A 25908-nucleotide genomic window follows, 5' to 3' on the forward strand; every position below is an offset into this window, starting at 1 on the left:
CCGCCGTCCCCGTGATCGCCCGTGCCGATCGCTTCACCAACCAGGACCTGCTCGTCGAGGTGAGCCACGGCATCGGCGGCCACACCGGACGACTCGTCATGACGACGCTCGGCACCGTGCTCGGCATCGCCTCGCTCGTCGTCACGATCGGCTTCGCGCAGACGGCGGCGGGGCAGATCAGCCGCCAGTTCGACGCGGTCGCCGCGACGCAGGCGGTCGTGAAGCCCGAGACCGCGAACTCGAGCGGCAACGAGGTCGCGACCACGACCCTGCCGTGGGATGCGTCGGAGCGGGTCGAGCGCCTCAACGGCGTCGAGCGCGCGGGGCTCATCGGCGAGGTGCCGATCGGCGAGCTCGAGATCACCGCCGTGCCGATCAACGACCCCTCGGCGCCCGAGGTGCTGAGCCCGGCGCTGCTCGCGACCTCGCCGGGGCTCCTCGACGCCGTGCGCGGCGAGGTGAGCGCCGGGCGCTACTTCGACGACGGGCACGACGCCCGCGCCGACCGGGTCGCGGTGATCGGCGCGCGGGCCGCCGAGAAGCTCGGCATCAACCGCGTCGACAGCCAGCCCTCGATCTTCATCGGCGAGCGCCCGTACACCGTCATCGGCATCGTCGACGGCATGGAGCGCCGGCCCGACCTGCTCGACGCGGTCATCCTGCCGTTGGGAACGGCGCGTGCCGACTTCGGCCTGCGGAGCGCGAGCGAACTCCAGCTGCGCATCGACGCGGGCGCGGGCCCGCTCGTCGCGAAGCAGGCGCCGATCGCGCTCGATCCGAACGCCCCCGAGAACTTCGACGTGCAGGCGCCGCGCGCCGGCTCCTCGCTGCAGGAGAACGTGCAGGCCGACATCAACGTGGTCTTCCTCATCCTCGGGGTGATCGCGCTGCTCGCGGGCGGGCTCGGCATCGCGAACGTCACCCTGCTCTCGGTGTCGGAGCGCACGGGAGAGATCGGCCTGCGGCGTGCGCTCGGCGCGACGAGGCGGCAGATCGCCCGCCAGTTCATGGTCGAGTCGGTCGTGATCGGCCTGCTCGGCGGGCTCATCGGGGCCGCGGTCGGCGTGTTCGCGGTGGTCGTCGTCGCGCTCGTGCAGCAGTGGACCCCGATCATCGACCTGCCCATGGTGTTCGGCGCGGCGCTCCTCGGCGCGGTCGTGGGGCTCGGCGCCGGTGCCTACCCGGCGCGCAAGGCCTCGCGCATCGAGCCGATCGCCGCCCTGCGCGCCGGTGTCTGATCGCCCGGTCGCTGGCACCCGCGCCGAAGGGCGCGGGTCTCCGCACCGTTCCTGAACGGGGCATCGGGGGAGGGCGCGTACAATTCCCGCGTGATCGATGAGACGGATGCCACGGGCGCCGCGCCGCCCGGGCGCGGCGGTGCCGCGGCATCCGCGCTCGCCTTCATCAGGAAGCATCGGCTGCCGCTCGCGATCGTCGGCGGCGTGCTCGCCTTCGCGCTCGTCGGGGGCGGCGCGGTCGCCCTCGGCGCCGCGCTCGCACCCGAGGAGCCCGTCTCGGCCGCGGTGCCGAGCGAGACCCCGACGCCGACTCCCGAGGCACGGCCACGGCCCGAGACGGCGGCGGCGGCAAGCCGCGTGCGCACCTGCTCGGTCGCCGATCGTGCCGCCGACCCGCGTCTCGCGAACCTGCAGGCGCAGGTGATGAAGGCGTCGACCGGCGAGGTGCTCTACGACCGCGGCGGCACGACGCCCTCCCGCACCGCGAGCGTCATGAAGGTGCTCACCTCGGCGGCGGCGCTCTCGGTGCTCGGGCCCGATCACCGCGCCGCGACGACGGTCGTCAAGGGTGCCGAGCCCGGTTCGATCGTGCTCGTCGGCGGCGGCGACGTGACGCTCTCGCGCACCCCCTCCGGCGATGAGACTGCCTACCCGGGCGCGGCGCACCTCGACGAGCTGGCCCGCCAGGTCGAAGAGGCGTGGGCCGCCGATCCGGCGAATCCGCCGATCACGAAGCTGATCCTCGACGCGAGCTACTTCGGCGGCGAGGAGTGGCAGCCGAGCTGGGACCTCGTCGAGCGCGAGGACGGCTACATGTCGAACATCACGGCGCTCATGGTCGACGGCGACCGCGACGACCCGTACTCGAACACCTCCTGGCGCAGCGACGACCCGATCGGCCGGGCGGGGCAGGCCTTCGCCGACGAGCTCGGCGGGGTCGCGACGATCGAGCGGGGCACGGCGCCCGCCGGGGCGGCGCAGCTCGGTCAGGTGCTCTCGCCGCCCGTGTCGGCGCTCGTCGACAAGGCGCTCGTTGTGTCGGACAACACGGTCGCCGAGATGCTCGCGCGCCTCGTCGCGATCGAGACGGGCTCCGGCAACGACTTCGCGGCCATCAACGCGGGCGTGCTCGAGGGCCTCGCGCCCTACGGGGTCGACACGGCGGGCATCACGGTCGTCGACGGCTCGGGTCTCTCCGACGACAACGCCGTTCCGCCCTCGTACCTCACGCGGCTCTTCGTGAAGATCAACGCCCGAGAGGCGAACCTCGGGTACCTGCTCGACTCGCTGCCGGTGTCGGGCGAGCGCGGCTCGCTCGCCTACGACGACCGGTTCTGGGGCGACAACGCGGTGGCCGACGGCCGCGTCCTCGCGAAGACGGGGTGGATCAACACCGGCTACACGCTCTCGGGGGTCATCCGTGCCGAGGACGGCACCGACCTCACCTTCGCGATCTACGCCCTCGGCGACGTGACCGATGAGGCGAAGACCGCCATCGACACGCTCGCGACGGGCTTCTACCTCTGCGGGGACAACCTCTCGAACCAGTGAGCGGCGGGGCTCGCGGCGGGCTCCGCGCCCGCCCGGGTTGCCCCTCGCGCGGGCGGGGGGACAATGGAGGCATGACCCGCGCGCTGTTCATCATCGACGTTCAGAACGACTTCACCGAGGGGGGTGCGCTCGGCGTCGACGGCGGAGCCGCCGTCGCCGCCGGCGTGAGCGAGCTGCTCGCCCGCCACCGGGGCGCCTACGAGCTCGTCGTCGCCTCGCGCGACTGGCACTCGGGCGAGGGCGACAACGGGGGGCACTTCGCGACCGACGCCGAACCCGACTTCGTCGACACCTGGCCGCCGCACTGCGTCGCCGGCACGATGGGCGCCGAGTATCACCCGGGGCTCACGATCGACGATGTCGACGTGCACATCCGCAAGGGCCAGGGGGTGCCGGCCTACTCGATCTACGAGGGCACCGACGACGCGGGCGACACGATCAGCGAGCTGCTCGGCCGCCACGGCATCACCGACGTCGACGTCGTCGGCCTCGCGACCGACTACTGCGTGCGGGCGAGCGCACTCGACGCGCTCGAGCACGGCCAGCACGTGCGCGTGCTGACCGACCTCGTCGCGGGCGTCGCGGCCGAGTCGTCGATCGCCGCCCTCGCCGAGCTCGGCCACGCCGGCGCGCTCATCGTGACCTCGAGCGTCGTCGCCGAGGCATCCGGGGCCGCCGAGTGATCGCGACGGATGCCTCGCGCCCCCCGCTGCTGCACGCGGAGAGCGCCGACGGGACGCTCATCGGGTACCGCGTGCACCGCGCGCCGAACCGCGACGCCGCCCTGCCGCCGGTGCTGCTCGTGCACGGCTTCGCCTCCGACGCGCGCATCACGTGGGAGGGCACCGGCTGGGTGAAGGCGCTCACCGACGCCGGGCGCGAGGTCGTGACCGTCGACCTGCGCGGCCACGGCGAGAGCGACAAGCCGATCGGAGCCGCAGACTACGCGCCGGTCCGGCTCGGCGCCGACCTCGCCGCCGTGCTCGACTCGGCGGGCGTGCCGGTCGCCGACGCGATCGGCTACTCGATGGGATGCCGCGTGGTCTCGGCGCTCGCGGCGATCGCGCCCGAACGCCTGCGGCGGGTCGTGCTCGGCGGGGCGGGGCCGAACGAACTGTTCGCCTCGTGGGCCATCGCCGAGGTGCGCGAGCTGCTCGTCGAGGACCGGCCGACCGAGAACCGGGTGATCGAGCAGGTGCTCCGGCCCGCGATCGACGCGGGCGCCGACCGGGAGGCGCTGCTCGCGGTCGTCGAGGGCGTGTCGGGCGCACCCCTCGGGATCCCCGGGACGATCCCCGCGCTCTTCGTCGCGGGCGAGCTCGACCCGGTGCCGGCCGGCGTGCAGCAGCTCGCGCTCGACTGGGGCGTCGACCTCGTCTCCGTGCCGGGCCGCGACCACGTCTCGACGCTCACCTCGCGGGTGTTCAAGGACGCGGCGATCGGGTTCCTGCGCGACTGAGCCGGGTCGCGTCCGCACCGGGTGTCATTCCACGGCTGTGCATCTTGTACAGCTCGAATCGGATCGGCACGTGACGATCGAGCACCTTGTCGGGTGCTCGATCGTCGCTTTGCCGCCCCGTCGACTTCCTCCCTAGGCTGCCGATCGTCAGCGGCGACGTGCGCCGCGGTGACGACCCACGAGGAAGTAGGGACATGATCCACCAGCGCGACGTCATCGGCCGGCTCCCCGTCTACAAGCCGGGCCGGCCCGCCGCGCAGGGCGCCGTCAAGCTCTCCTCGAACGAGAACCCGTTCCCCCCGCTGCCCTCCGTCGTCGACGCGGTCGTCGCCGGTCTCGACGGGATCCAGCGCTATCCCGACCTCGGCGCCGCTGAGCTCACCCGCCGGCTCGCCGAGCACTACGACGTCGACCCCGCCGAGATCGCGCTCGGCGCCGGATCGGTCGAGGTCGCGAGCCAGCTCATCCACGCGAGCGCCGGCGACGGCGACGAGGTGATCTTCGCCTGGCGCTCATTCGAGGCGTACCCGATCCTCGTGCAGGTGGCCGGTGCCACGCCGGTTCCCGTGCCGCTCACGGCCGACGAACGCCACGACCTCGACGCGATGGCCGCCGCGATCACGCCCCGCACCCGGCTCGTCTTCGTCTGCAACCCGAACAACCCGACCGGCGCGACGGTGACCGCCGACGAGCTCACCGCGTTCCTCGCGAAGGTGCCCGCCGAGGTGCTCGTCGTCGTCGACGAGGCCTACGTGCACTTCGACGACGACCCCCGCTCGGCGAACGGGCTCGAGTTCTTCCGCCGCCACCCGAACGTCGCGGTGCTGCACACCTTCTCGAAGGCGTACGGGCTCGCCGGGCTTCGCGTCGGCTACGCCATCGCGCCGGCGGAGATCGCCGCGAACCTCCGCCGCGTCGGCGTGCCGTTCGCCGTGAGCGACCTGGCCCAGCGTGCGGCGATCGCCTCGCTCGACGCCGAGTCCGAGCTCGAGGTGCGCATCCGCGGGATCGTCGCCGAGCGGCAGCGCGTCACGGCGGCGCTCCGCGACGGGGGATGGCAGCTCGTCGACTCCTTCGGCAACTTCGTGTGGCTCCGCACCGGCGACGACACCGAACGCGTCGACGGCGTGCTGCACGCGCACGGCGTCGTGGCGCGCGCCTTCGCCGGCGAGGGCGTCCGCGTGACGATCGGCTCGCCCGAGGCGAACGACCGCTTCCTCGCCGCCGCGGCCGCCGCCGTCGCCACCGCACCGGTCGCGGCGCCGGTCGGCTGACGCCACCCCGCACCCGCCCCACCTCCAGACCCCGCTCCATCCCCATCACGGGCCCGGCCATTCACGGCCGAGCCCGCCCCAGAGACCTGCGCCCTGCGCACGGAACCCCCGCAACACGGACCTGAGGAGGATCCCCACGATGAGAACCCACTCGAAGCTCGCCGGACTCGCACTGCTCGCCTCGGGAGCACTGCTGCTCACCGGCTGCGCAGCGGACGGCGGCGCGGCCGGAGCATCCGACGACACCGTCTCGATCGGCATCAGCCAGATCGTGCAGCACCCCGCGCTCGACGCGACGCGCGAGGGCTTCAAGCAGGCCTTCGCCGACGCCGGCTACGTCGAGGGCGAGGACATCACGTTCGACGAGCAGAACGCGCAGGGCGAGCAGGCCACGGCGACCACCATCGCCGCGAAGTTCCAGACCGACGGCGTCGACCTCGTGCTCGCGATCGCCACGCCCACCGCGCAGGCGGCGGCGCAGTCGATCGCCGACATCCCCGTGCTCTTCACCGCCGTCACCGAGCCCGCCGAGGCCGGCCTCGTCGACAGCTGGGAGAAGCCGGGCGGCAACGTCACCGGCACGAGCGATCTCAACCCCGTCGAGCAGCAGCTCGAGCTCGTCACCCAGGTCGTGCCCGACGCGAAGACCGTCGGCATCGTGTACAGCTCGGGCGAGGTCAACTCCGAGGTGCAGGTCGAGCTCGCGAAGGAGGCCGCCGACAAGCTCGGCCTCACGATCAAGGAGGCGACCGTCACGAACTCGAGCGAGGTCGCCCAGGCGACCGAGTCGCTCGGCGACGTCGACGCGATCTACATCCCGACCGACAACCGCGTGACCGAGGGCCTCGAGGCCGTCGTGCAGATCGCCGAGCAGAAGCAGATCCCGCTGTTCGGCGCGGAGGGCGGCCAGGTCGAGCGCGGCGCCGTCGCCACCTACGGCATCGACTACACCGAGCTCGGCTACCAGACCGGCAAGATGGCGATCGAGATCCTCGAGAACGGCGCCGACCCGGCCGAGATGCCCGTCGAGACCCTCGACGAGCTCTCGCTGATCGTGAACCCCGCCGCCGCCGAGCGCCAGGGCGTCACCCTTCCCGAAGACCTGGTCGCCGACGCCGACCAGACCATCGAATAAGACGCCCACGGGACATCCGGAAGGCCCTGCATGAACGCCGCACTCGAACTCGGCCTGCTCTACGGGATCATGGCGCTCGGTGTGTACCTCACATTCCGCGTGCTCAACTTCCCCGACCTCACGGTCGACGGCAGCTTCACCACCGGCGCCGCCGTCGCGGCCTCGCTCATCGTGCAGGGCGTGCCCGCCCCCGTCGCGACCCTCGCAGGGGCGGCGTCGGGGGCGGTCGCCGGCATCGTCACCGGGGTGCTCTACACGAAGGGGCGCATCGACGGCCTCCTCGCCGGCATCCTCACCATGATCGCGCTGTGGTCGATCAACCTCAGGATCATGGGCAAATCGAACCTCCCACTGCTCAGGGAGGACACCGTGATGACGCCGCTGCGCGACAACGGCCTGCTCGGCGGGCCGTGGAGCATCCTCATCTTCGCGATCTTCGCGCTCGTGCTGAAGTTCGCCATCGACTGGTTCCTCTCGACCGACCTCGGTCTCTCGATCCAGGCGACCGGCAACAACGAGCAGATGATCCGCTCGTTCGGCGTGAACACGCACTTCACGACGATCCTGACGCTCGCGATCTCGAACGCGCTCGTCGCGCTCTGCGGCGCGCTCGTCGCGCAGTACCAGGGCTTCGCGGATGTCTCGATGGGCATCGGCCTCATCCTCGTCGGCCTCGCCTCGGTCATCATCGGCCAGGCGATCATCGCGGGTCGCTCGGTGTGGGTGGCGACCTTCGCGGTGCTCGTCGGCGCGATCATCTACCGCCTCGTGATCTTCTTCGCGCTCGCGGCGGGCCTCAACCCGAACGACATGAAACTCATCTCCGCCGTGCTCGTCGTCGCCGCGCTGCTGCTGCCGCGCTGGGGCTTCCTGAAGCGCGTCCCGAGTTTCCGGCAGCTCAACCGCCGCGCGGTCAGGGCCTGAGAGGAGCGACGACCATGCTCACCATCGATCACGTCACGAAGACCTTCTTCCCGGGAACCGTCAACGAGCGCGTCGCGCTGAACGACGTGTCCCTCCACCTCGACGAGGGCGACTTCGTCACCGTCATCGGCTCGAACGGCGCCGGCAAGTCGACGCTGCTGAACATCATCGCGGGCAAGATCGCCGTCGACTCGGGGGACCTCCTCATCGACGAGCGCTCGGTGAAGCGGATGAAGGACTACCAGCGGGCCGCGTACATCGGCCGGGTCTTCCAGGACCCGATGGCCGGGACCGCGCCCGACCTCACCATCGAGCAGAACCTCGCGCTCGCGCTCCGGCGCGGGCAGCGCCGGGGGTTCCACCTCGGCGTGACGAAGGCGCGTCGCGAGCGGTTCGAGCAGGAGCTCGTGGCGCTCGAGCTCGGCCTCGAGCAGCGGTTGAAGGCCCGAGTGGGGCTGCTCTCGGGCGGCCAGCGCCAAGCGCTGTCGCTGCTCATGGCGAGCTTCACGCAGCCGCGCATCCTGCTGCTCGACGAGCACACGGCGGCGCTCGACCCGCAGCGGGCCGACCTCGTCACCCGCCTCACCAAGTCGGTCGTCGAGCGCGACAAGCTCACGACCCTCATGGTCACCCACAACATGGAGCAGGCGCTCCGCGTGGGCAACCGGCTCATCATGATGCACGAGGGGCGGATCATCCTCGACCTGCCCGAGGCGGAGAAGCAGAAGATGACCGTCGCCGGGCTCCTCGCGGAGTTCGCGAAGATCAAGGGCGCGGCGCTCGACGACCGCGCGATGCTCGGCTGAGCGGGATCGGCGCCCGCACCGGGGCGCGGTCGGGCGCGGGGGCGCCGGATCGCGCCCCGCACCCGCGCGCGGCAGGGTCGGCGGCGTCACCGACGGCGACCCCGCCGGCCCCGTCCTCCCCGCGTCATCCGGCCCGCGAACGCCCGCGTACGCTGGATGCGGGGGAGGTCCCGATGCCCATCGATCGACTCGACGCGCGACTCGTCGCGCTCTTCGCCGACGAGCCGCGCATCGGGGTGTACGAGGCCTCGCGTCGCCTCGGCGTCGCCCGCGGCACCGTGCAGGCCCGCCTCGACCGGCTGCAGCGGCTCGGCATCGTCACCGGGTTCGGCCCCGACATCGATACGGCCGCGCTCGGCTACCCGGTCACGACCTTCGTCGAGATCGAGATCGCGCAGGGCTCGCGCAGCGACCTCATGCTCGACGAGCTCCGCGGCATCCCCGAGGTCATCGAGGCGCACACCATCACCGGCCGGAGTGACCTGCTGGTGCGGGTCGTCGCCGCCTCGAACCGCGACCTCCAGCGCGTGGTCGACCAGCTCGTGCGCGTGCCCGGCATCGAGCGCACCTCGACGCTCGTCGTGCTCGACACGCCCATCCCGTACCGGGTCGTCCCGCTCGTCGAGGCGACGCCGGCCGACTGAGGGCCGGGTTCCCGGGCCCGGCGGTGCGCGCGGCGACGGTCGTCGTCCAGAATGGACGCATGAGCCGAACGCCCGAAGTCCCCGCCGCGGCCGGAGCGACGGGCGCGCGGCGCACGCGCTCACCCGCGGGCACTGTGCGTCTCGCCGAGGTCGCCGCGATCGCCGGCGTCAGCGAGGCGACCGTGAGCCGGGTGCTGAACCGCAAGTACGGCGTCTCGGCGTCGACCCGCGAGCAGGTCGAGCGCGCGCTGCAGCAGATCGGCTACGAGCGCCCGGTCAAGGGCGAGATCGTGCTGATCCTCGTTCCCGGACTGAAGACGCCGGTGTTCGCCGCCATGGTGACGGCGATCGAGAGCGAGCTCACGCCCCACGGGCTGCGGGCGTTCGTCTGCCCGGTCGTGCCGGGCTCGGTGATCGAGCGCGACTACATCGAGCCCATGCTCGACGCGGGCATCGCCGCGGCGGTGTTCCTCTCGGCGAGCAATACGCTGCGCAACGCCGACCCGATGGCCAGGCAGCTGCTCGAGGGCCGGGGCATCCCGTACGTCAGCGTCAACGGCGGGTTCCCCGAGGGGGCGACGCCCGTGGTCTCGACCGACGACTGGCGTGCGGCCGAGCTCGCGGTCTCGCACCTCTACGACCTCGGGCATCGCCGGATCGGGATGTGCGCGGGCCCCGTCGGCAACACCCCGGCCGATCGCCGGGTCGAGGGGTTCCTCGAGGCGATGGACGCCCGGGGCCTCAGCGACGCGGAGGACTACGTCGTGCGGCACCACTACAGCGTCGACGGCGGGCGCCACGCCGCCGACGAGCTGCTGCCGCTCGGGGTCACCGCCATCGTCGCCTCGAGCGACGACATGGCGCTCGGAGCGATGCGGGCGGCGACGCGTCGCGGCCTCGAGGTGCCGAAGGACCTCTCGGTCATCGGCTACGACGACTCCTACCTGCTCGACTTCACCGACCCGCCGCTCACGACCGTGCGCCAGCCCGTCGAGAGCCTCGCCGAGACCTCGGTCCGTACCCTGATCACGATGATCCAGAACCGCGGCGTGCAGTCCGGCGAGGTGCTCATCGACCCCGAACTGCGGCTGCGCCAGTCGACCGGGCCCGCGCCGCGGTAGCCTCCCGGTCGAGATCCGCGGCGTCGGAGACCGTGCGCCGCTCGCCGGGCCGCACCCGCACGAGGTCGCCCTCGCCCGCGACGACGGCGAGGTGCGGGTCGCGGAATCGCCGGTCGCGGGTGCGGTGCGGGCTCCAGAGGATCTCGTCGGGGGTCCGGTTCTCGAGCCAGTGGCCCTCGCCCTCGGCCCAGCCGATGTCGAGGGTGCCCCGCCCGAACGGCACGCCGCTCGCCACCAGCCGGCGGACGCTTGCGGGGAGCGTCGGCCGCGTCGCGATGCGTCGCGTTCCCGCGTCGGGTTCGAGCCCGAGCAGCCCGGCCACGATCTGGCCGACGAGCGCGAACGCGAGCTCGGGGTAGTCGCCGTTCGCACCCTGCTGCGGGACCTCGTGGAGCTCGTCGCGGCGCGCGTGGATCTCGCGCATCCAGGCGTAGGCGGCGTCGGCGCGGCCGTGCCGCAGGAAGACGTCGGGGAGGTAGCTCAGGGCTTCGATGTTGCTCGGCGCCCGTGCGTCCCGGCACGCGGCGTCGATCTCGTCGAGCACGGCGTCGCACCTCGAGTCGTCCTCGGTGAGCAGGCCCTTCAAGGGCAGGAACCAGGTGGCCTCGCGGAGCCACTCGGCGACCGGCCGGCCGTCGGCGAGCCAGGCCGACACCAGTCCGTCGAACGCGGAGCCGGTGGGACGGGCCGCCGGCTCGTCCGCATGCGTGGCCGACGTGGCATCCCGATCACCGGGCTCGCCCACGCCCGGAACACGACCCCAGCGCGCGGTGAACTCGGCGGCGAGCGCTTCGGCGGCGCCGGCGAAGCGCCCGGCGCCCTCCTCGTCGCCGAGCGCGGCCTCGAGCGCCGCGGCGTGCCGCAGCGCGGCGTATTGCGCGCCGATGCCGTCGCCGGCCTCGAGGAGGTACGAGCCCGGCCGCTCGTTGTAGCTCGCCGCGCCGTCGAAGATCCCGGGGCCGCCGGCCTCCGCGACGCCGTTCGGGCGCAGGGCGTCGCGCCCGGCGACGAACTCGCCGAGCGTGCGCCGCCAGTGCGCCCGGTGCCCGCCGAGCGTGCGATCGCCGGTCCACCGGTACAGCACGTGGACGAGCTCGACGAGCTCGAACGCGGCGGGCAGTTCGCGCACGAAGCGATCGGGCCCGTGGTAGTCGATGGCGAGCGGAGTGACGCCGTCGAAGTTGAGCGCCCACACCGGCCATCCGCCGTGCTCGGGCGTGGCGGTGCGGATGAACGAATCGAGCATGGCGCGGTTCTCGCGGCCGAGCCCGAGCAGCTGCGCGCCGACGGCCTGGTGCGCGAAGTCGCGCAGGTAGTAGCCGCTGCGGAAGAGGTACCCCGCGTGATAAGCGGGACGGTAGACCGCCTGCAGGTACGGCGGCGGCGTGGCCTCCGAGACGTCGAGCGGGCCGGTCGTGCCCGCCTCCACGACGAAGCGGCGGGCGGTGCTCGTCGCCCACGCGAACAGCTCCGCGAGCGCCGCGTCGTCGGTCTCGATGCGCAGGGCGCTCATCGGTCGGCACCGCCCTCGGCACCCACGGCGCCCTCGGCGCCCACGGCGACGAGTTCGACGAGCCCGGCCTCCTGCGGGCGCAGCGCGGGCGTCGGCAGTCCCGTCGCCATGAGCACGACGCCCGGGACCACGGCCCCGTCGGTCCACCACGCGGGCTGGGCCCGCCTGGCGGTCGCGTCGACGGCGCCCTCTGGGCGGATGCGCCGCACCTGATAGCTCGACGAGGGGTCGAGCCCGCGCAGCCGCACGGCCGGCCCGGGCAGGTGCGAGGGCGTGTCGATCGAGGCGATGGTGACGATGGCGTGCCGGCGGTCGGCGGCGACGACGCTCTGCGCGACGAGGGCCGGCTGGGTCTCGAGGCGGAGCAGGCTTCCCCGCTCGATGAGCGGCCGGAGGCGCACGAACTCGTCGATCCACGCCGCGAGCTCGTCGAGCTCGTCGTCGGTCGCCTCGCGCAGGTCCCACTCGATGCCGAAGCTGCCGACCATCGCGGTGATCGCCCGGTACGCGAGCGAGCTCGTGCGCCCCGAGGTGTGCGCGGTGGCGGGCCCGACGTGCGCACCGAGGAGCTCGGGCGGCATCAGCAGGCTCGTCCAGCGCTGGATGCGCTGGCGCTCGAGCGGGTCGTTCGAGTCGCTCGTCCAGAACCGGTCGGTGTGCTCGACCACCCCGAGGTCGATCCGGCCGCCGCCGGCTGAGCATGATTCGATCTCGAGCCACGGGCAGGCCGCCCGCACGGCGTCCATGAGCCGGTAGACGGCGAGGGTCTGCGCGTGCACGCCGGCGCGGCCGTTGGTGCGGTCGATCGGTTCGACGAGGTCGCGGTTGTGGTCCCACTTGATGTAGTCGATTCGGTGCGCCGTCACGACGTCGACGATCTGCTCGAGGAGGTGGGCGAATGCGTCGGGGTGGCCGACGTTGAGCACGAGCTGCTGGCGGGCGAGCGGGGCGTCGCGGTGCCGCGGGCCGAGGATCCACTCGGGGTGCTCGCGGGCGAGGTCGGAGTCGGGGTTCACCATCTCGGGCTCGAACCAGATGCCGAACTGCATGCCGTGCTCGCGCACGCGGTCGACGAGCGGGCCGAGCCCGTCGGGCCACGCCTCGGGCGAGACCGTCCAGTCGCCGAGGCCCGCGCGATCGTGGCGGCGGGCGCCGAACCAGCCGTCGTCGAGCACGAAGCGCTCGACGCCGACGCGGGCGGCGAGCCCGGCGAGCTCGACGAGCGGTTCGAGCCGGTGGTCGAAGTACACGGCCTCCCAGGTGTTGAGGGTGACCGGGCGGCCGATCGACGGATGCCGGGGTCGCGCCCGCAGCGTGCGGTGGATGCGGGCGGAGGCGGCGTCGAGACCCTCGCCGTAGCTCGCGTACAGCCAGGGAGCGCGGTACGAGTCGCCGGGGGCGAGCGCGAGCTCGCCCGGGAGCAGCAGCTCGCCGCCGCCCAGGGCGGTGCGCCCGCCGTTCGAGCGGTGGGCCCACATGCGCTGGTTCCCCGACCAGCCGACGTGGATCGCCCACACCTCGCCGCGATCGACGTCGAAGCCGGGGGTCCCTGCCACGAGGAGGGTCGCGGCATCCTGGCCGGTGCGGCCGCGCCGGGCCTCGCGGAGGTGGGTGCCGTCGACGAGTTCGCGACGCTGGGGCCGGCGCTCGCCGTTGTGACGCCCGGTGAAGTCGAGCAGTTCGCTCGCTCGGCCCGGGACGGGCAGCGCGAGGTCGAGCCCTTCGACCAGGTACGCGGCCGTTCCGTCGTTTCGCAGGGTCGCCGCGGTGCGCACGAGTCCGGAGACGAGCATCTCGAGCTCGATGGCGAGCACGAGCCCGCCGTCGACCTCGGTGGCCGTCGAGACGAGGCGCTCGGCGACGACGGGGGAGTCGACGCGCGTGCGCTCGGTGTCCACCCGACCGAACTCGGGGAACGCTCCCGCGCCGTCCTCGCGGTGCACCGAGAGGCCCTGCGGACCCATCCAGGCCTGTCGCGCCTCGGTGACGACGCCGATTCCGGGCGGCACGTCGAGTTCGTTGCCCACTCGGATGCCGCGGGCGAGCTCGGCGATCGAGGCGAGCCCCCGGTCGTCGAGCTCGCCGAGCGAGGCGCCCCAGTAGTGCACCACCGGCAACGTCGATGCCGTGGTCTCGACGACGAGGCTGACCCCGGCGGCGTGCAGGTGGTGAAGTTCTGCGTTCACTGCGTGCTCCCTTGCAAACTTGCAAACTTATGCTGCATATATACGAATGATATGTTACTGTCGCCTTCGTCGCGGATGACGCGATGCACCGGAGCATCACTGAGAAAGGACTGCGAACAATGAGGTTCACCCCCACGAGGCAGGCGTTGCGCATCGTCGCCGCCGCAGCCGCGGTCACGACCGCCGCGGCGCTCGCCGGCTGCTCGAGCACCGCCGACGGCCAGCCCGCCGCCGAAGGCGAAGTCGGCGGGAAGATCACGATCTGGACCTGGAACGCGCCCGGCGACGGCCTCGAGGCCGCGATCCCGGCGTTCCAGAAGCTCTACCCCGACGTCGAGATCGACGTGCAGGACGTCGGCAACCCGGCGATCTGGGAGAAGATCACGACCGGCATGGCCGCCGGCGGCCAGGGGCTGCCCGACGTCCTGAACATCGGCATCGACTACATGGGCAACTACGTCGAGAAGTTCCCGGGCCAGCTCGTCGACCTGCGCGACTTCGGCGCGGAATCGCTCGAGTCCGAGTTCCCCTCGGGCGCCTGGAAGAGCGGCTCGGGCGCCGACGGCGCGGTCTACGGCATTCCCTACGAGGTCAACGCCACCGGCTTCTTCTACCGCAGCGACGTCTTCGAAGAGGCCGGCATCGACATCGACTCGATCGAGACGTGGGACCAGCTCATCGACGCCGGCGTCACCATCAAGGAGAAGACGGGCGTCCCGCTCTACAACCAGGACAAGGCGGCGACGGAGGCCGACTCCGCCGGGCTCTGGCAGCTCCAGACCGCCCTGCAGGACTCGTTCTACTTCGACGAGAACGGCGACATCACGATGAACGGCGAAGCCGGCGTGCACTCGCTCGAACTCATCAAGCAGGCGAACGACCTCGGCATCGTCGGCGACGTCCAGGGCAGCTGGGACAACCTGCTCGCGCAGCTCCGCGGCGAGAAGCCCACGGCGATCATGCCCGCCGGCGGCTGGATGGCCGGCGTCATCGAGAACGAGGCCCCGGAGATGGCGGGCAAGTGGGGCGTGCGGCTCCCTCCGGCCGTCGAGCCGGGCGGCATCACCGCGGCCGTGAACGGCGGCACCTACCTGTCGATCCCGACGGCGAGCAAGAACCAGAAGACCGCGTGGGAGTTCGTGAACTTCGCGCTCGGCACGCTCGAGGGCCAGAAGCTCGTCTACGAGGGCGGCGGCATGTTCCCCGGCTACAAGCCGATGCTCGAGTCCGAGGGCTTCGCCGCGCCGAGCGAGTTCTTCAACGGGCAGTCGCCGAACGCGATCTTCATCGCGGAGCTCGCGCAGGACACCCCCGTCCTGAACTACACGAGCGACTACGCGCGTGCGCTGAAGGCGTACACCGATGCGCAGACGCGGGTGCTGCTCTCGGGAGCCGACCCCCGGCAGGCGCTCGACGAGGCGGCCGACCAGGTCGCCCAGCAGACCGGCCGCAAGCTGGCCGACTGACGGACGGGGTGCGTCGGCTCGCGATGTCCAGCGACGTCGCGGGCCGGCGCGCCCGCCCATGGAGCGAACACACATGAACGTCTTGTCCTCGACCGCCGGCACGACCGCCGGCCCCACCGCGGAGGCGGCGCCGATCGAGGCCGCCCCGCGGCCGCCGCGCCGGCGCCGTCGATCATCGGTCGGCCACCCGCGCATCACCCCGTACCTCTTCCTGTTGCCGACGATCCTGCTGTTCCTCGGCTTCAAGCTCTACCCCTACCTCTCGGCGTTCTGGACGAGCCTCACCTCGAACATCGGCGGGGTCATCACCTTCGTCGGACTCGACAACTACGCGCGCCTGCTGCAGGACCCGCTCTTCTACACCGCGCTCGGCAACACCGCGCTCATCCTCGTGGTGCAGGTGCCGCTCATGCTCGGGCTCGGCATCGTGCTCTCGGTCGCCTTCAACTCGCTGCTGCTGAAGGGCCGCGGGTTCTTCCGCATGGCCTACTTCGTGCCGATCGTCATGGGCCTCGTCGCCTACGGCATCCTCTTCAGCGCCCTCTTCGACTCCAGCGCCGGAATCGTGAACGAACTGCTGGGCTACGTCGGCATCGCCCCGATCCCGTGGCTCGTCGATCCGTTCTGGGCGAAGATCTCGATCGTGCTGGCGATGACCTGGCACTACACCGGCCAGAACGCGATCATCTACCTCGCGCAGCTGCAGTCGATCCCCGGCGAGCTCTACGAGGCGGCGCAGGTCGACGGCGCGAACGCATGGCAGCGCTTCCGCAACGTCACGCTGCCGGGGCTCCGCCCCGCGCTGCTCCTGACCGTCATCCTCTCGACGATCGGCACCCTCCAGCTCTTCGACGAGCCGTACGTGCTCACGAACGGCGGGCCCGACAACGCCACGCTCACCGTCGGGATGTACCTCTACCAGAACGGCTTCAAGTACTTCGACTTCGGGTACGCCTCGGCGATCGGCTACGCACTGACGGTCATCATCGCCGTGGTCTCGCTCATCCAGTTCCGGCTCTTCCGCGAGCGGACGCCGAAGCCGGTGTCCCCGACGAAGCCGCAGTCCCCGAAGGAGAAGACCCGATGACCGAGTCGCTCATCGGCGTGCGCGGGCGCCGCACCAAATCGCTCGTGCTCACCACGGCGATCGCCGCGGGCGCCGTGGTCATGCTGCTGCCGTTCTACTGGCTCATCATCGCCACCACGTACCCGTCGCGCGAGATCTTCGCCTCCCCGCCGAACGTGCTGCCCGGCCCGGCCTTCTTCGACAACCTCTCGGGGCTCCTCACCGACACGCTCTTCGGGCGCGCGATCGGCAACTCGGTGCTCGTGGCCTCGGTCTACACCCTGCTTGGCCTCGTGGTCTGCACGGCCGCGGGCTACGCCTTCGCGAAGTTCGAGTTCCGCGGACGCAATGTGCTGTTCGGCGCCGTGCTGGTCACGCTCGCGCTGCCGTCGCAGGTCACCCTCGTGCCGCTGTTCCAGATCATGGTGACGCTCGGCTGGCTCGACACCTACCAGGCGCTCATCCTGCCGAACCTCGCCCTGCCGTTCGGCATCTTCCTCATGCGCCAGACCATGCAGGCGGTGCCCGACGAGCTGCTGCAGGCGGCGCGGGTCGACGGCGCGGGAGAGTTCCGCGTGTTCTCCCGGATCGTGCTGCCGACCGTCCGGCCGGCGCTCGCGGCGCTCGCGATCTTCCTCTTCCTCGCCCAGTGGAACGAGTTCGTCTACCCGCTCGTGGTGCTCCGCACGCCCGAGTCCTTCACCATCCCCGTCTCGCTCGCCTCGTTGCAGGGCATCGGCACGACCGACTACGGCCAGCTCATGACCGGCACGCTGCTGTCGGTGCTGCCGATCCTCGTGCTGTTCCTCTTCCTGCAACGTCACTTCGTCGCCGGCATCCTCGCCGGTGCGGTCAAGCAATAGGAGTCCTTCACCGTGCTACTCGAAGACCACCAACTCTCGCTCGTCGACTGGGTCGACCTGCCGCGGGCCATCCGGCTGGGCACCGGCGGCGGATGCCGCGTGCTCGGCACCGATGACGACGGCGAGGTGCTCCGGGTCCGTCTGGCGGTCCGCGCCGGCGGTCAGGTGATCCTGCAGTCGCCGCTCGGGGACGCGGCGGGGTACTGGTACCCGGGACTCGACGGCGAGCGGGGGCTCCCCGCCGACTGGGCCGGGCGCGATCGCTACAGCGCGATCCGCTCGGCGCCGATCGGTGCGCTGTACGACGCCGACGGCACGAGCAGGCTCGCCTTCGGCCTCGACTGGACGACCGGCGAGGGCGAGGTGCAGTTCGGCGTCTCCGAGGAGGAGAAGAACTTCGTCGTGCGCCTGCCGATCGACGAGCGCCTCGCCGCGCGCACGACCGAGGTCGAGCTCGTGATCGCGCGCTCGCCCGAACCGTTCCCGCGTGCGCTCGGGCGCGTCGCCGAGGTGCTGTTCCACAACGCACCGGTGCGCCCCGCTTCGACGGCGGCGCTCGAGCCCGTGTATTCGACCTGGTACGCGTACTCGCAGCGGATCTCCGACGAGATCGTCTCGCGCGACCTGCCGGTCGCGGCCGAGCTCGGGTTCCGTTCGGTGTTCCTCGACGACGGCTGGCAGCGATTCGGCGACGGCCGCTGGTACGCCGGCTGCGGCGACTGGGTGCCCGACAGCGAGAAGTTCGCCGACCTCGGCGGCTTCGTCGAGCGCGCACACGGGCACGGGCTCGAGGTGGTGCTGTGGCTCGCGCCGCTGCTCGTCGGCGAGCAGAGCGAGGCGTTCGCGCGGCTCGCGCCGTTCGCGACCGAGTACTCGACGGGCCTCCGGGCCTGGGTGCTCGACCCGCGCCACCGCGAGGTGCGCGAGCACCTCGTCGAGACGTGCGCGCGACTCGTGCGCGACTACGGGCTCGACGGCCTGAAGATCGACTTCCTGAACAATGCGATGGTCTACGCGGACACCCCGAGCACCGGCGACCTCGACGACATCGGGTTCGCGATGGTCGAGCTGCTGCGCGGGGTCGCCGACGCGGTCGACCTCGCGCGCCCCGGGGCGCTCATCGAGTTCCGCCAGCCCTACGTGTCGCCGACCGTGGCCGCCTTCGCCGACGTCGTGCGCGCGAACGACTGCCCGGCCGACGCCGACCAGAACCGCCTCTCGGTGCTCGACCTCCGGCTGCTCTCGCGCGGACAGGTCGTGCACGCCGACCCCATCATGTGGGCGCCCGAGGCCGACGCCGATGCGGTGCGCCGCCAGCTCTTCGCCGGGTTCTTCGGCGTGCCGCAGGTCTCGATGCCTCTGGCCGAGCTCTCCGGCCCGCATCGCGAGACGGTCGCGGAGTCGCTCGAACTGTGGCGTTCGCTGCGGGACGTCCTGCTCGGCGGCGAGCTCGAGCTCGGACTGCCGGCCCGCGGCTACCCGGCCGCGCAGGCCCGGCAGGACGGCACCCTCGTCGTCGTCGACTACGAGTCGGTGCTCGTCGAGCTCGATCTCTCCGGCGTCGACGAGCTCGTCGTCGTCAACGCCTCCCAGGTCGCGGGCGTGCCCTACCGGGTGACCGCCGGCGGCGGCACCGCGCTCGCGGCCGAGGGGCTCCTCGACGTCCCGGCGTGGGGGATCGCCCGACTCGGCCTGGCCTGAGCTTCGGCCCGGATGCCGCGGGCGCCGCGTCGCGCGACGTATTGGGTGACGTGCGGCGCGCCGCCCGGGGCATCCGGCTGCCGACGTCGAGCCGGCGCACGACCACCGCGCCGGGAGACGCGGACGGGGGCCCCGGGCGAATCCGCCCGGGGCCCCCGTCCGTCATGCGCGCGGCCGCGCGACTCAGAGCGTGTTGCCGAGCTTGAAGCCCTGCTCCTCGTCGCCCTTGCGCGTGTACGAGAACCCGTCGGCGCCGATCGTGACCGCCATCTCCGACGAGTCGGTGCGTGCGACGACGGGCTTGGGGTTGCCGTCGAGGTCGAGCACGAGCGAGGCCTCGGTGTACCACGAGGGCACGACCGGGTTGCCCCACCAGTCGCGGCGCTGGTTGTCGTGCACGTCCCACGTGACGACGGGGTTGTCGGGGTCGCCCGTGTAGTAGTCCTGCGTGTAGATCTCGACGCGGTGCCCGTCGGGGTCGCGCAGGTACAGGTAGAACGCGTTCGAGACGCCGTGGCGGCCCGGCCCGCGCTCGATCGCGTCGGAGCGGCGGATCGCGCCGAGCTTGTCGCAGATCGCGAGGATGTTGTGCTTCTCGTGCGTCGCGAAGGCGACGTGGTGCATGCGCGGGCCGTCGCCGCCGGTCATGGCGGTGTCGTGCACGGTGGGCTTGCGGCGCATCCACGCGGCGTAGACCGTGCCCTCCTCGTCCTGGATGTCCTCGGTGACGCGGAAGCCGAGGTCCTGCATGAACTTCACGGCGCGCGGCACGTCGGGGGTCACCTGGTTGAAGTGGTCGAGGCGCACGAGCTCGCCCGGCGTGTGCAGGTCGTAGCGCCACGAGAGCCGCTCGACGTGAGTGGTCTCGTAGAAGAACTCGTACGGGAACCCGAGCGGGTCTTCAACCCGGACCGAGTCGCCGATGCCCTTGGTGAAGCCCTCCGCGCGGCGCTCGACGCGGCATCCGAGCTCGGTGTAGAACGCGACCGCCTTGTCGAGGTCGTCGTTCGAGCGCACCCGGTACGAGAACGCGGCGACGGCCGCGAGCTCGCCCCGGCGCAGCACGAGGTTGTGGTGGATGAACTCCTCGGTCGAGCGGAGGTAGATCGTGTCCTCGTCCTCCTCGGTGACGTAGAGGCCGAGCACGTCGACGTAGAACTCGCGCGAGGCGGCGAGGTCGGTCACGACGAGCTCCATGTACGCGCAGCGCAGGATGTCGGGGGCGGGCACGCTCGGCGTCGGCACCGGGTTGTCGGTGTGGATCGGGGCCTCCTGGCTCACGTAGAAGCCCGAGGAGGTGAGGGTCATGTCGTCGCGGTTGGTCATGTCAGCGTCCTTGCTCAGTGGGGTTCCGGGCCTCAGGCCTTGCCGAAGGTCGGGTTGTGCGGTGCGCCGAGCGTGATGTGCACGCTCTGCTGGTCGGTGTAGAAGTCGATCGAACGGTAGCCGCCCTCGTGGCCGAGGCCCGAGGCCTTGACGCCGCCGAACGGGGTGCGCAGGTCGCGCACGTTGTTCGAGTTGAGCCACACCATGCCCGCCTCGACCGACTGCGAGAAGTTGTGCGCCCGCTTGAGGTCGTTGGTCCAGATGTAGGCGGCGAGGCCGTACTTCGTGTCGTTCGCGAGGGCGAGTGCCTCCTCCTCGGTGTCGAACGGGGTGATCGCGACGACCGGCCCGAAGATCTCCTCCTGGAAGATACGTGCGTCGGGCGCGACATCCGCGAAGACCGTGGGAGCGACGTAGTTGCCGGTCGGGAAGCCCTCGGGGCGCCCGCCGCCGGCGACGAGCCGGCCCTCGGTCTTGCCGAGCTCGACGTAGCTCATCACCTTGTCGTAGTGCTCGGGGTGCACGAGCGCGCCGACCTCGGTCGCGGGGTCGTGCGGGGCGCCGACCTTGACGCGCTTCGCCTGCGCGGCGTAGCGCTCGACGAACTCGTCGTAGACCGGGCGCTCGACGAGGATGCGCGAGCCGGCGGTGCAGCGCTCGCCGTTCAGCGAGAACACGCCGAAGATGGTCGCGTCGATCGCCGTGTCGAGGTCGGCGTCGGCGAAGACGACGGCCGGGCTCTTGCCGCCGAGCTCCATCGAGAGGCCCTTGAGGAACGGTGCGGCGTTGCCGAAGATCAGCTGGCCGGTCGAGCTCTCGCCCGTGAACGAGATGAGCGGCACGTCGGGGTGCTTGACGAGCGCGTCGCCCGCGTCCTCGCCGAGGCCGTTGACGAGGTTGAAGACGCCCTTGGGCAGGCCCGCCTCCTCGAAGATGCCGGCCCAGAGCGAGGCCGACAGCGGCGTGAACTCGGCGGGCTTCAGCACGACGGTGTTGCCGGTCGCGAGGGCCGGGCCGAGCTTCCACGACTCGAGCATGAACGGGGTGTTCCACGGGGTGATGAGCCCGGCGACGCCGATCGGCTTGCGGTTCACGTAGTTCATCTGCTTGCCGGGCACCTTGAAGGCGTCGTCGGCCTGCGCGACGATGAGGTCGGCGAAGAAGCGGAAGTTCTCGGCGGCGCGGCGGGCCTGGCCGAGCGCCTGCGTGATCGGCAGGCCCGAGTCGAACGACTCGAGCTCGGCGAGGCGGGCGTCGCGCGACTCGACGATGTCGGCGATCTTGTGGAGCACGCGCGAGCGCTCGCGGGGGAGCATGCGCGGCCACGGTCCCTCGGTGAACGCGCGGCGGGCGGCGGCGACGGCGCGCTCGACGTCGGCCTTCTTGCCGGCGGCGGCGTGCACGTAGGTCTCGTTCGTGACGGGGTTCAGCACCTCGAAGGTGTCGCCGTCGATCGAGTCGACGAACTCGCCGTCGATGTAGTGGCGGATGCGGTCGGGCAGCCCCTCGGGCGTGTACGCGGTCATCGTGGTTCTTCCGTTCTGCGGTGGTCGGGCGATGAGACGGTCGGTCTCGGTCGGTCGGGTCAGGCGGTCGCCGGATGCTTGTGCTCGGCCTGGTAGGCGAGCACGGCGTCGAGCGTGGCGGTGCGGTGGGCGCGGGCGGCGAGTTCGACCTCGAGCGACGGGGCGCCCGCCTCGATGAGCTCGAGGATGCGCTCGTGCTCGTCGACGGACTCGTGGGCCCGGCCGGGCACGAAGCTGAACGACGAGTCGCGGAGCACCTTCATGCGGTTCCAGCCGCGGTGCACGAGGTCGAGGATATGCGGGTTCGGGCACTCCTCGAAGAGCACGGCGTGGAACTCGAGGTTGAGCTCGGTGAAGCGGTGCGGCTCGAAGTCGTCGAGGGTGCGGCGCATCCGCTCGTTCACCGCGCGGGCGCGGGCGAGCTGCTCGGCGGTGAGCGTCGGCGCCGACAGCGCCGTCGCGGCGCCCTCGACGAGGGCGAGCGTCTGCATGGTGTGCAGGTACTCGGTCTCCTTGATGAGCGCGACCTGCGCGCCGACGTTGCGCTCGAAGGTGACGAGGCCCTCGGCCTCGAGGCGGCGGATCGCCTCGCGCACCGGCACGACGCTGACGTCGAGTTCGCCGGCGATCGAGCCGAGCACGAGCCGGTAGCCGGGCACGTAGCGCCCGTCGTCGATGCGCTCGCGGATGAACCCGTAGGCGCGCTGCGACTTGGACTCGGCGGTCATCGCGACTCCTGCGCGGCATCGGCCGAGTCGGCACCCGACGCGCGGTCGGCGTCGTAGCGGGCGCGCCACTCGGCGTTCATGGGGAACAGCCCGTCGACGGAGGCGCCGCCGGCGACCTGCTCGGCGACCCAGGCGTCCTCGGCCTCCTGCGCGAAGGCCTCGGCGGCGACCTCGGCGGCGATCGCCGCGGGGATGACGAGCACGCCGTCGCCGTCGCCGACGATCACGTCGCCCGGCTGCACCGCGGCGCCGCCGCAGGCGATGGTGACGTCGGTCTCCCACGGCACGTGCCGGCGGCCGAGCACGCTCGGGTGCGGCCCCTGGCTGAACACGGGGATGTCGAACTCGGCGACCGCGTCGAAGTCGCGCACGCCGCCGTCGGTCACGATGCCGGCGGCGCCGCGCACCTGGGCGCGGAGTGCGAGCACGTCGCCGACGGTGCCGGTGCCGCGCTCGCCGCGGGCCTCGACGACGAGCACCTCGCCGGCCTCGACGGTGTCGAAGGCGCGCTTCTGCGCGTTGAACCCGCCGCCGAACTCCTTGAACAGGTCGGGGCGGAACGGGATGAACCGCAGCGTCTTCGCCGTGCCGACGATGCGGTCGCCCGCGTGGTTCGCGAAGACGCCCTCGATGAAGACGTCGTGGTAGCCGCGCTTGCGCAGCGCCGCCGAGATGGTCGCGACCGCTGAGCGACCGAGCTGCTCGCGCACCTCGTCGGTCAGCACGGGGCCGGATGCCACGGGCGCGGCGACGTTCGCGGCCACCGTGTCGTTCGGGGCGGGCGATGCGTCGAGCGGGCTCGCGAGCCCGGCGGTGACCGCGGCGGCGTGCTCGGTCTCGCTGCCCCAGGCCTCGATGCGCTGCGCGTCGTCGATCGCGGGCTTCGTGCCGAAGTCGCCGAAGGGCACCGTGCCCTGGGTGACGGTCGTGACGAGTCGGCCGGTGCTCGGGGCGCCGGGCGCGCCGGGGGCGTCGACCTCGACCTCGACGACGTCGCCCGGCACGACGACCGAGGAGCCGGCGGGCGTGCCCGTGAGGATGACGTCGCCGGGCTCGAGCGTCAGGTGCTGCGAGAGGTCGGCGACGAGCCGGCCGAACGGGAAGAGGAGGGTGTCGCTGGTGTCCTGCTGCACGAGTTCGCCGTTGACCCAGGTGCGCACCCGCCAGCCGTCTTCGCCGGCGATGGATGCCGAGAGCGCGACCGGGCCGAGCGGCGTGTAGCCGTCGCCGCCCTTGTTGCGCACGTTCGAGCCCTTGTCGGCGGCGCGGAGGTCGTAGAGCCCGAAGTCGTTCGCCGCGGTGACCTGCGCGACGTGCGACCAGCCGTCGGCCGGTGCGACGTGGCGGGCGCGCTCGCCGATGACGATGGCGATCTCGCCCTCGAAGGCGAGCAGCTCGGTGCCGGCGGGGCGCTCGATCGTGCCGCCGGTGACGGCGAGCGAGGAGGCGGGCTTGAAGAAGTAGCTCGGCTGGGCGGGTGTGCGCCCGCGCTGTGCGGCCCTCGACGGGTAGTTGAGGTGCACGGCGATGATCTTGCCGGGAGTGGCGATGCCAGCGATGGTCATTGACGTCCTCGTCTCGTGATATCAGAAATCATATACGATCAACACCGACGCGCAAGAGGCCGGTGCGGATCGGGTCTCAGTAGCTCGTGCGCGGCGTCGGGCCCGTGGCATCCCCGCTGTCGCGCGACCCGATGAATCGCTCGGCGAGCGCCTCGGAGGCGCGGGCGAGGATCGCGACGTCGGCGCCGACGGCGACGAACGACGCCCCCGCCTCGAGGTACCGCTCGGCGTCGGCCGGCACGAAGGCGTTGACGCCGACGGGCGTGCCTGCGGCGGTCGCGGCGCGGATCGCGCTGAGCACGGCGGCGACGACGTCGGGGTGCCCGGGCTGCCCGACGAGTCCCATGGAGGCGGCGAGGTCGGCGGGGCCGACGAAGACCGCGTCGACCCCGTCGACCGCGGCGATCTCGCCCGCGACGGCGACCGCGGCGGCCGACTCGATCTGCACGATGAGGCTGATCGAGTCGGATGCGCGGCCGAGGTAGCCCTCGACCCGGTTCCAGCGTGACGAGCGGGCGAGCGCGGCGCCGACGCCGCGGACGCCGCCGTCGTCGGCGCCGTCGGGGTAGCGCACGGCCTGCACGAGCTCGGCGGCGTGCTCGGCCGAGTGCACCATCGGCACCAGGAGGTTCTGCACCCCGAGGTCGAGGTACTGCTTGATGAGGACGGGGTCGCCGATCGGCGGGCGCACGACCGGCGCGACGGGGTAGGCCGAGACGGCATAGAGCTGATGCAGGATCGTCTGCAGGTCGTTGGGGGAGTGCTCGGCGTCGATGAGCACCCAGTCGAGGCCGCTGCCGGCGGCGATCTCGGCGACGAGCGGGCTCGCCGAGCACACCCACATGCCGATCTGCGGCCGGTCGGCTGCGGCGAGCCGTGCGGCGAAGGTCTGGGGCAGGTTCATTCGAATCGGCATGAGATCGTCCCCAGCTGTCCGTAGTCGGCGTGCACGGTGTCGCCGCGCTCGACCCACATGGGGCGGGTGAACGAGCCGGCGAGGATGATCTCGCCCGCGCCGAGGGTCTGCCCGTGGTGGGCGAGCTTGTTGGCGAGCCAGGCGACGCCCATCGCGGGGTGACCGAGCACCGCCGCGGCGACACCCGACTCCTCGATGGTCTGGTTGCGTGAGAGCAGCGCCGAGACCCAGCGCAGGTCGACCGCATCGGCCTTGACCGGTCGCCCGCCGAGCACCATGGCGCCCATGGCGGCGTTGTCGCTGATGGTGTCGACGATCGTGCGGCCCTGCATCTCGATGTGCGAGTTCAGGATCTCGAGCGCCGGCACCACGTAGGCCGTCGCCTCGAGCACGTCGAAGATCGTGGTGTTCGGCCCCTGGAGGGGCTTGGCGAGCACGAAGGCCAGTTCCACCTCGATGCGCACGTTCGAGAAGCGGTCGAACTCGACCGAGGCCCCCGACTCGATCACCATGTCGTCGAGGATCACCCCGTAGTCGGGCTCGGTGATTCCGGTGGCGACCTGCATCACCTTCGAGGTGAGGCCGATCTTGCGCCCGACGAGCCGCGCGCCTCCGGCGATGCGGCGTTCGGCCCACACCCGCTGCACGGCGTAGGCGTCGTCGACGCTCATGCCGGGATGGCGCGCGGTGAGCAGGGGCACGGTCGTGCGGTCGCGGTCGGCGGCGACGAGTTCGTCGGCGATCGCGTCGATCACTGGCTGGTCAAGCACAGGCGCTCCACTTCATCGAGGGTCCACTGGAGATCGTAGTCACCGCTCCCGGATCGGGGCGGGGGCGCCCCGGTTGCGGGGTATCTGAAATCGTATATGATTCGAGACGTGTTCGGGGCGGAGCAGCCGG

Annotated in this window: 22 protein-coding genes; 14 read left to right on the forward strand and 8 right to left on the reverse strand. The window is 71.8% G+C overall.

All coding sequences use genetic code 11. The features are described 5' to 3' along the window. Nucleotides 1–11: 11 nt before the first annotated feature. From ACFVTR_RS02800 to ACFVTR_RS02845, 10 genes are all read left to right on the forward strand, one after another. Nucleotides 12–1238 (forward strand): ABC transporter permease, encoded by a 1227-nt coding sequence (locus tag ACFVTR_RS02800; RefSeq protein WP_387035370.1) that lies wholly within the window; start codon nucleotides 12–14, stop codon nucleotides 1236–1238. 90 nt (nucleotides 1239–1328) lie between these two features. Continuing rightward, entirely contained in the window at nucleotides 1329–2789 is a 1461-nt protein-coding gene (locus tag ACFVTR_RS02805; protein ID WP_387034532.1) for a D-alanyl-D-alanine carboxypeptidase/D-alanyl-D-alanine-endopeptidase, read from the forward strand. 71 nt (nucleotides 2790–2860) lie between these two features. Next, nucleotides 2861–3472 (forward strand): isochorismatase family protein, encoded by a 612-nt coding sequence (locus tag ACFVTR_RS02810; RefSeq protein WP_387034534.1) that lies wholly within the window; start codon nucleotides 2861–2863, stop codon nucleotides 3470–3472. Continuing rightward, entirely contained in the window at nucleotides 3469–4248 is a 780-nt protein-coding gene (locus ACFVTR_RS02815) for an alpha/beta fold hydrolase (protein WP_387034536.1), read from the forward strand. The genes ACFVTR_RS02810 and ACFVTR_RS02815 overlap by 4 nt, the downstream gene beginning before the upstream one ends. Nucleotides 4249–4442: 194 nt before the next feature. After that, on the forward strand, nucleotides 4443–5522 hold the full coding sequence (gene hisC / locus ACFVTR_RS02820; RefSeq protein WP_387034538.1) for a histidinol-phosphate transaminase: 1080 nt from the start codon (nucleotides 4443–4445) through the stop codon (nucleotides 5520–5522). Nucleotides 5523–5661: 139 nt separating this feature from the next. After that, nucleotides 5662–6657, forward strand: coding sequence for an ABC transporter substrate-binding protein (locus tag ACFVTR_RS02825; protein WP_387034540.1), 996 nt, complete (start codon nucleotides 5662–5664; stop codon nucleotides 6655–6657). Nucleotides 6658–6687: 30 nt separating this feature from the next. Next, nucleotides 6688–7581: an ABC transporter permease gene (locus tag ACFVTR_RS02830; protein WP_157422354.1), complete on the forward strand. Its 894-nt coding sequence runs from the start codon at nucleotides 6688–6690 to the stop codon at nucleotides 7579–7581. Between the two features lie 14 nt (nucleotides 7582–7595). After that, complete coding sequence (locus ACFVTR_RS02835; protein WP_376941182.1) at nucleotides 7596–8387, forward strand: ABC transporter ATP-binding protein; 792 nt, start codon at nucleotides 7596–7598, stop codon at nucleotides 8385–8387. A gap of 173 nt (nucleotides 8388–8560) precedes the next feature. Then, nucleotides 8561–9031, forward strand: a complete 471-nt coding sequence (locus tag ACFVTR_RS02840; RefSeq protein ID WP_387034543.1) for an Lrp/AsnC family transcriptional regulator — start codon at nucleotides 8561–8563, stop codon at nucleotides 9029–9031. 59 nt (nucleotides 9032–9090) lie between these two features. Next, nucleotides 9091–10152 carry a LacI family DNA-binding transcriptional regulator gene (locus ACFVTR_RS02845; protein WP_387034545.1) on the forward strand — a complete coding sequence of 354 codons (1062 nt, stop codon included), beginning with the start codon at nucleotides 9091–9093 and terminating at the stop codon, nucleotides 10150–10152. Here the strand turns inward: ACFVTR_RS02845 and ACFVTR_RS02850 are convergent. Both ACFVTR_RS02850 and ACFVTR_RS02855 read right to left on the reverse strand, forming a co-directional pair. Further along, entirely contained in the window at nucleotides 10100–11665 is a 1566-nt protein-coding gene (locus ACFVTR_RS02850) for a hypothetical protein (RefSeq protein ID WP_387034547.1), read from the reverse strand. The two genes, ACFVTR_RS02845 and ACFVTR_RS02850, sit on opposite strands and share 53 nt — an antisense overlap. Beyond that, on the reverse strand, nucleotides 11662–13851 hold the full coding sequence (locus ACFVTR_RS02855; protein WP_387034549.1) for an alpha-galactosidase: 2190 nt from the start codon (nucleotides 13849–13851) through the stop codon (nucleotides 11662–11664). Before ACFVTR_RS02855 ends, ACFVTR_RS02850 begins: the two co-directional genes overlap by 4 nt. A gap of 119 nt (nucleotides 13852–13970) precedes the next feature. On the opposite strand from ACFVTR_RS02855, the gene ACFVTR_RS02860 reads away from it, so the two are divergent. The 4 genes from ACFVTR_RS02860 to ACFVTR_RS02875 all read left to right on the forward strand — a co-directional run bounded on the left by ACFVTR_RS02860 (nucleotide 13971) and on the right by ACFVTR_RS02875 (nucleotide 18947). Next, nucleotides 13971–15317 carry an ABC transporter substrate-binding protein gene (locus ACFVTR_RS02860; RefSeq protein ID WP_387034551.1) on the forward strand — a complete coding sequence of 449 codons (1347 nt, stop codon included), beginning with the start codon at nucleotides 13971–13973 and terminating at the stop codon, nucleotides 15315–15317. Between the two features lie 73 nt (nucleotides 15318–15390). Further along, nucleotides 15391–16404: a carbohydrate ABC transporter permease gene (locus tag ACFVTR_RS02865; protein WP_387034553.1), complete on the forward strand. Its 1014-nt coding sequence runs from the start codon at nucleotides 15391–15393 to the stop codon at nucleotides 16402–16404. Beyond that, a complete protein-coding gene (locus ACFVTR_RS02870) occupies nucleotides 16401–17246 on the forward strand; it encodes a carbohydrate ABC transporter permease (protein WP_387034555.1) in 846 nt (281 codons plus the stop codon). Before ACFVTR_RS02865 ends, ACFVTR_RS02870 begins: the two co-directional genes overlap by 4 nt. A 12-nt stretch (nucleotides 17247–17258) precedes the next feature. Next, nucleotides 17259–18947: a glycoside hydrolase family 36 protein gene (locus ACFVTR_RS02875; protein WP_387034557.1), complete on the forward strand. Its 1689-nt coding sequence runs from the start codon at nucleotides 17259–17261 to the stop codon at nucleotides 18945–18947. A gap of 183 nt (nucleotides 18948–19130) precedes the next feature. On the opposite strand, the gene hpaD is transcribed toward ACFVTR_RS02875, so the two are convergent. The 6 genes from hpaD to hpaH form a co-directional block, all read right to left on the reverse strand. Then, nucleotides 19131–20273: a 3,4-dihydroxyphenylacetate 2,3-dioxygenase gene (hpaD, locus tag ACFVTR_RS02880; protein WP_387034559.1), complete on the reverse strand. Its 1143-nt coding sequence runs from the start codon at nucleotides 20271–20273 to the stop codon at nucleotides 19131–19133. Between the two features lie 32 nt (nucleotides 20274–20305). Next, nucleotides 20306–21799: a 5-carboxymethyl-2-hydroxymuconate semialdehyde dehydrogenase gene (hpaE, locus tag ACFVTR_RS02885; RefSeq protein WP_387034561.1), complete on the reverse strand. Its 1494-nt coding sequence runs from the start codon at nucleotides 21797–21799 to the stop codon at nucleotides 20306–20308. Between the two features lie 59 nt (nucleotides 21800–21858). After that, on the reverse strand, nucleotides 21859–22527 hold the full coding sequence (locus tag ACFVTR_RS02890; RefSeq protein WP_387034563.1) for a GntR family transcriptional regulator: 669 nt from the start codon (nucleotides 22525–22527) through the stop codon (nucleotides 21859–21861). Then, the gene (locus ACFVTR_RS02895) at nucleotides 22524–24092 is read right to left on the reverse strand and encodes a fumarylacetoacetate hydrolase family protein (protein ID WP_387034565.1); all 1569 of its coding nucleotides are present in this window, start codon (nucleotides 24090–24092) and stop codon (nucleotides 22524–22526) included. Before ACFVTR_RS02895 ends, ACFVTR_RS02890 begins: the two co-directional genes overlap by 4 nt. 76 nt (nucleotides 24093–24168) lie before the next feature. Further along, a complete protein-coding gene (locus ACFVTR_RS02900; protein WP_387034567.1) occupies nucleotides 24169–25008 on the reverse strand; it encodes an HpcH/HpaI aldolase/citrate lyase family protein in 840 nt (279 codons plus the stop codon). After that, entirely contained in the window at nucleotides 24993–25778 is a 786-nt protein-coding gene (hpaH, locus tag ACFVTR_RS02905) for a 2-oxo-hept-4-ene-1,7-dioate hydratase (protein ID WP_387034569.1), read from the reverse strand. Before hpaH ends, ACFVTR_RS02900 begins: the two co-directional genes overlap by 16 nt. Between the last annotated feature and the right edge of the window lie 130 nt (nucleotides 25779–25908).

It is taken from the genome of Agromyces sp. NPDC058126, assembly GCF_042884595.1.
Lineage (GTDB): Bacteria > Actinomycetota > Actinomycetes > Actinomycetales > Microbacteriaceae > Agromyces.